The organism is Pedobacter sp. ASV12 (assembly GCF_016429155.1).
GTDB lineage: Bacteria > Bacteroidota > Bacteroidia > Sphingobacteriales > Sphingobacteriaceae > Pedobacter.
In genome coordinates, this window is sequence record NZ_JAELUC010000127.1 from 1 (window position 1) to 6579 (window position 6579).

Below are 6579 nucleotides of genomic sequence, written 5' to 3' on the forward strand. Positions count from 1 at the left end.
CCCCCCCCCCCCCCCCCCCCCCCCCCCCCCCCCCCCCCCCCCCCCCCCCCCTTTTTAGATGTGTATAAGAGACAGGTCAAGAACACTGAAGAAGTTCATCAAACTTTTTATCAGCAGCTGTATCGAATAGGCCCCCTTTCTTTTTTGGGCTATACCCTGTATTCGGTATTTTCGAGCAGGAGAATATTCGGACAGTTTAGAGATAAGCTGCTGATGTTTGTTTTTGGCCGGGTGTTTTTGCTCTTCCTGGCTACGATTATGATGATTCTATCGTTTTCGGGGCAGGTAACTCACAATCCGAATGCCGTTTATTTGCTGCGGATCATTGTTTACACCTGTATGCTCATATTCATCCTCACGGTTTTTAACTATACATTAAATAAGCTGTTGAAAAGAAGCGCGTTGGCAATGCCTGGCGATTACGGTAGGGAAGTAGGGCGCCAAAACATAAAATATGAACGCTCTCCACTTAACCATGAACAGTTGCTGGCCTATCAAAAGAGGCTGGTTGCCGCCGTGGAAGAAGATAAACTTTTTTTAGATACCTCGCTCTCGTTGAGCAGCCTTGCCAACCACCTGAAAATCCCGAACCACCACCTTACGCAAGTGTTTAACATGCAACTGAAGCAAACTTTTTATCAGTTTATCAATGGATGCAGGGTAAATTATGCCTGCAAATTATTGGATAACGAAACGCTGGATATGAATTTGGAAGAGCTGGCCGAAAAAAGCGGCTTTAATGCAAAGGTTTCCTTTAACCGGCAGTTCAAACAAATCAAAGGCTGTACACCTTCCGAGTACAGAGATCGTATCAAGTCCTAGTCAGTATAATCTATTCTTCTTCTCTATCGATGTGCAGCAAGTTCTCCGTAAGTCACTTTGCTGTTTTGGACTGTTTGACTATGCTGTTTGCAACAGTTTGCTTGGCTTGCGAGGTATAATGCCACTCTTTCTGCCTTGTGGCGCCCAAGCCCGCTCGTTGGTTCGCCTACTTTCAGACAAGGTATCTTTATTTCAGCTTCGAGCCTTTTTTAAGCCCTTATAGCGATGTTGATTTGCGATGTATCATCCGTGCGGCATGATGTCCACGCCGCACGGATGACTCGTTTTTTAGGCCTTTGCGCCTACATATTTGCGACGAGTTTATAATAGATATAAAACGCTGTTTGAATATGATACAACTTTACAAACGAATTCTCTATTCATTTATTTTCCTTTTAGCTACATTCTGTTCATCAAATGTGTTTGCAGATGGGTCAAAAGATTTATACCCAAGTGGTGCCAGTGGCAGAAGGGCCTTGCTTTTAAGTTCATCTGGTTCGGCGAATACAGGTAGCTGGCCATTTCAAAGCCGCGGCACCATAAAAGTATTCGTGAAAAATAACGAATATATCTATATGGGCTCGAGTGCTCAAGGTATAGGTGGGGGAACAATCAATGTGTTTAATCCTAGTACGGTTCCTAATGCAAACAGGGATAACTATAATAGTAGTTCTGGCAATAGCACATCTACCGGCCGTATTGGCACGAGAGCACAAGAATTAGCCGGAGCATTACCAGCATCAGGTGGCTATACCCCTTTTGTAATACAGAATACAACAGGAGCTGATGGTATTTTTGAAATAGACTTCATTTCTCCAAATGTTACTTTCAGTGGAAATCCAAGTGTACCTACGGTAAGTGCAAATGCCAGTTGGACAGCAACCAATACATCAGAGCAACCTTCTAATCAGCCATTAATTTTGGCCTGGGATGTAACGGTACGATCGGCAGCGGCCGCGCAAACAGATTTGGTTACCTATCCATTTAAATCGGGAAGAGCCTATACTAACGTATTCAATGCACATATTGTTAACGATTATAACTCAGCAACAGGCGGTTTTTATGGTAAGCTTTATGTATTGACCAAAGATGGATTTGCTTACCAAGTAAGTGGCAATGGGCAAGTAGGCGTAGGTTTTACTTTTTTTGCGAATAATAGGGGGTATACTACAGGTGCAAACGGTACAGGTACTTCAACACGTAAAAGTTTAAACTCTTCCACCAATCCAAATGTAAAAAACCCAAATGAAACGGATGATGGACTCAATATTACCCATAAACTCTTTTATGCAAAGCCTTCCAATGAGTTGCCCGAAACGTCTACGGCACAAGGAGCAACAACCTGGGTAAAGGCGGCAAGTCCGCAGTTTCCTACTGTATCTAATATCTCCTTTTTGGGGGTAGAGGGATCGGCCACTTATGTGAGTTCTAAAGGAGCCTATGTCAATTTTACGTCTAACTTGGCCGGTTCATATAAAATAACTATACCGGGTAACGGCAATTTTATAGACAGGGTACTGATTGGCAGCTGTGTTGCCGGAACGAATCAGGTTTATTGGGATGGAAAAGCAGGGGCTTCTGTAGCCGACCCTATTACAGCTGGTTTGGCCACGCCACCAGGAACGGTTTTAAATACCATTAAGGTACAACTATTTGGCGCAGAGGTGCATTTTCCCTTCATCGACGTAGAAATCAATCCAAATGGTATTATTACCGAGCAATTAACTACTGATGGAAACTATACGGTTGTCCCTGGTAAGGATGTCGTTTATTGGGACGATAGCGATGTCAATACTACAGGTAACAGTGCCAGTGCGACGCCATCATCTCCAACAAAACCAACTTTTGGTGTAAATGGTGTTTCAAGTACTACAAATGGCCATAAATTTGGTAAAAACAGTAATAATGGCGGGGCTGGAGATACAGATTGGGGAAATAACAGGGCGCTGGATACCTATTCCTTCGTAGAAGGTAATGAGGTAACACAAACCATCAGTGCCACCATTTATCAGGCCGATTTAGAGGTAACCAGTATCACGCCTTCGGTAACTACGCAACAGGTTGGCAATACGGTAACCTATACCATCGTGATTAAAAACTTACAAAATGCACAAAGTGTTAGCGACGTAACAGGAGCAACCTTTGGCTTTGAATATCCGGCAGGTTTTACCATCAATTCGGTTAATTTAACAACCAATACAGGTACCGTAGTGGCAACTTCGCCGGTAACAACTGCGACCAAATATACGGCTACTTTGAGCATGACCAATGGCTCGCAAGCCACGTATGTGATTACAGGTACCATCGGACAGGCTTTAAAAAATACAACAGTTACGCCAAGGGCAACCATTTTAAGGCCAGCTGATATTGCCGATCCAGATGCTACCGATGAAAGTACGCCAACCTTCTCGGGCAACGTTGATACCGAGTGTAATGGTAATCCGAGTGGAGTAGGTTGTAATAACATCAAAACTGCTGCCGGTGTCACCATTACCAATTCGCCTCCTGTAGCCAATATCGATGTGAACAGCACCAACATGAACACCACCTTAACAGTGGCAGCCAGTGGTGTGTTGACAAATGACAGCGATGTAGATGGAGATGCTTTGACTGTAACCAAATACACCATCGGTGGTGTCGACTATACCGCAGGTACTTCACATCTCATCCCAGGAAAAGGAACCATTACCCTTAATGCCAACGGTAGCTATACTTTTGTACCGGTAACCAACTTTACAGGTGCGGTTGATGTAATTACTTATACGATAACTGATGGTACGGCGACAACAACCAGTACCTTGACCTTAAATGTAATTCCAACCAATGTTGCACCAGTTGCCAATCCAGATGTCAAATCGACCAATGAGGACGCAACACTGACGGTAAGTGCGGCTAATGGCGTACTGGCTAATGATACTGATGCAGATAACGATCCCTTAACTGTAACCAAATATACTATCGGTGGTATAGATTATACCGCAGGTACTTCGCATCTTATTACTGGAAAAGGTACAATTACCCTTAATGCTGATGGCAGTTATACTTTTGTACCCTTGGCCAATTACAATGGCCCGGTTGATGTAATTACTTATACCGTTAGCGATGGAACGGTAACTTCTACCAGTACCTTAACCATAACCGTTGATCCTGTTAACGATGCACCTTCATTTACCAAAGGAGCCGACCAAACCATTACCATAAGTTCTACAGCAGTAGTTAAAACTGTAAACGGTTGGGCAACGGCATTAAATGCTGGTCCAGCTGATGAAAGTGGCCAAGCGTTGAATTTTATCGTAAGCAACAATAACAATGCTTTATTCACTACACAGCCAGCCATTGATGCAGCAGGGAATTTAACCTATACGCCAGCACCAAATAAATATGGCAAGACAACGGTAACTGTTCAAATTCATGATAACGGAGGAATTGCAAACGGAGGTGTTGACACTTCTGCACCGCAGACTTTCGAAATCATTATCAAGCCGGTAGGGGCTACAGATACGGATACCACGCCTATCAATACGGCCGTAACCACTACGGTAACAGCAAACGACGGCGCAAGTGGTATCGGAACAACTGTGGTGAAAGGCACCGACCCGAGCCATGGAACCATTACGGTTAATCCTGATGGTACCATTACTTATACGCCATCAAATAATTATGTTGGCCCAGATAGCTACACCTATATTTTAAGAACACCTGATGGCGTAGATTCTGATCCAATTACCGTAAACATCACAGTTTACAAAGCAGAAATTACTGTTGCAAAAGACGGGGTATACAACGATACCAATGCCGACGGCAAGGTAAATGTAGGCGACCGCATCAACTATACCTTCGTGGTAACCAATACGGGTACTGTTCCGGTAACCAATATTACACTAACCGATGTAAATGCCACGATAACTGGCGGGCCAATTGCCACTTTGGCTGCTGGTGCGAGCAATAATAGTACTTTTACCGGATATCATGTGCTTACCCAAGCAGACTTGGATAATAGCGGTGTTTACAACTCAGCTACGGCTGCAGGTAAAGACCCTAAAAACAACAACGTAAGTGCTACTTCAACAGATCCAACGCCGTTGGCGCCAGGCGATCCTAACTATCCGGTAACGCCTCCAACGCCTGCCTGTCCAACCTGTACCATTACGCCAATCGTACAGACAGGCAGCATGACCCTGGCCAAAGAGGGTACCTACAGCGATACCAATGCCGACGGCAAGGTGAATGTGGGCGACCGCATCAACTATACTTTTGTAGTAACCAACACGGGCAACGTAACGCTGACGAACGTAACCGTAACCGACAACAACGCAACCGTAGCGGGCGGTCCGATTGCCTCTTTGGCACCGGGCGCAAGCAACAACAGCACCTTCACCGCTTACCACGTATTGACCCAGGCCGATATCGACAATGGCGGGGTGTTCAACCTGGCAACGGCCAAAGGCAAGGATCCGCGCAACAACGATGTAACCACGACTTCAAACGACCCTACGCCGTTGGCGCCAGGCGATCCTAACTATCCGGTAACGCCTCCAACGCCGGCCTGTCCAACCTGTACGGTAACTCCAATCGTACAGACAGGCAGCATGAGCCTGGCCAAAGAGGGTACCTACAACGATACCAACGCCGACGGCAAGGTTAATGTGGGCGACCGCATCAACTATACCTTCGTGGTAACCAACACCGGCAACGTAACGCTGACCAACGTAACCGTAACCGACAACAACGCAACCGTTGCTGGCGGTCCGATTGCCTCGTTGGCGCCGGGCGCAAGCAACAACAGCACCTTTACGGCTTACCATGTATTGACGCAAGCTGATTTAGACAATGGCGGGGTGTTCAACCTGGCAACGGCCAAAGGCAAGGATCCGCGCAACAACGATGTAACAACAACATCCAATGATCCAACACCGTTGGCGCCAGGCGATCCTAACTATCCGGTAACGCCTCCAGTTCCTGCCTGTCCAACCTGTACCGTTACGCCAATCGTACAGACAGGCAGCATGAGCCTGGCCAAAGACGGGGTATACAACGATTTCAATGCTGATGGTAAAATAAATGTGGGCGACCGGATCAACTATACCTTCGTGGTAACCAACACGGGCAACGTAACGCTGACCAACGTAACCGTAACCGACAACAACGCAACCGTTGCTGGCGGTCCGATTGCCTCGTTGGCACCGGGCGCAAGCAACAACAGCACCTTTACCGCTTACCACGTGTTGACCCAGGCCGATATCGACAACGGCGGGGTGTTCAACCTGGCAACGGCCAAAGGCAAGGATCCGCGCAACAACGATGTAACAACTACCTCGAACGACCCTACGCCTTTAAATCCTGGCGATCCTAACTATCCGGTAACGCCTCCAACGCCGGCCTGTCCAACCTGTACCGTTACGCCAATCGTACAGACAGGCAGCATGACCCTGGCCAAAGAGGGTACCTACAGCGATACCAACGCCGACGGCAAGGTTAATGTAGGCGACCGCATCAACTATACCTTCGTGGTAACCAATACGGGCAACGTAACGCTGACCAACGTAACCTTAACCGACAACAACGCAACCGTTGCTGGCGGTCCGATTGCCTCTTTGGCGCCGGGCGCAAGCAACAACAGCACCTTCACCGCTTACCATGTATTGACGCAAGCTGATTTAGACAATGGCGGCGTATTCAACCTGGCAAGCGCAACAGGTAAAGACCCACGCAACAACGATGTAACCACGACTTCAAACGACCCTACGCCGTTGGCGC

General features: G+C 46.8%; 2 protein-coding genes. Both read left to right on the forward strand.

Annotation, left to right across the window (positions count from 1 at the left end; genetic code table 11):
* On the forward strand, window positions 1-822 hold an 822-nt coding region (locus tag JHD69_RS18575), incomplete at its 5' end, for an AraC family transcriptional regulator (RefSeq protein ID WP_199141839.1).
* A 551-nt stretch (window positions 823-1373) separates the two neighbouring features.
* Window positions 1374-6579 (forward strand): beta strand repeat-containing protein (locus JHD69_RS21555; RefSeq protein ID WP_199141840.1); only part of this gene is annotated, 5206 nt, incomplete at its 3' end.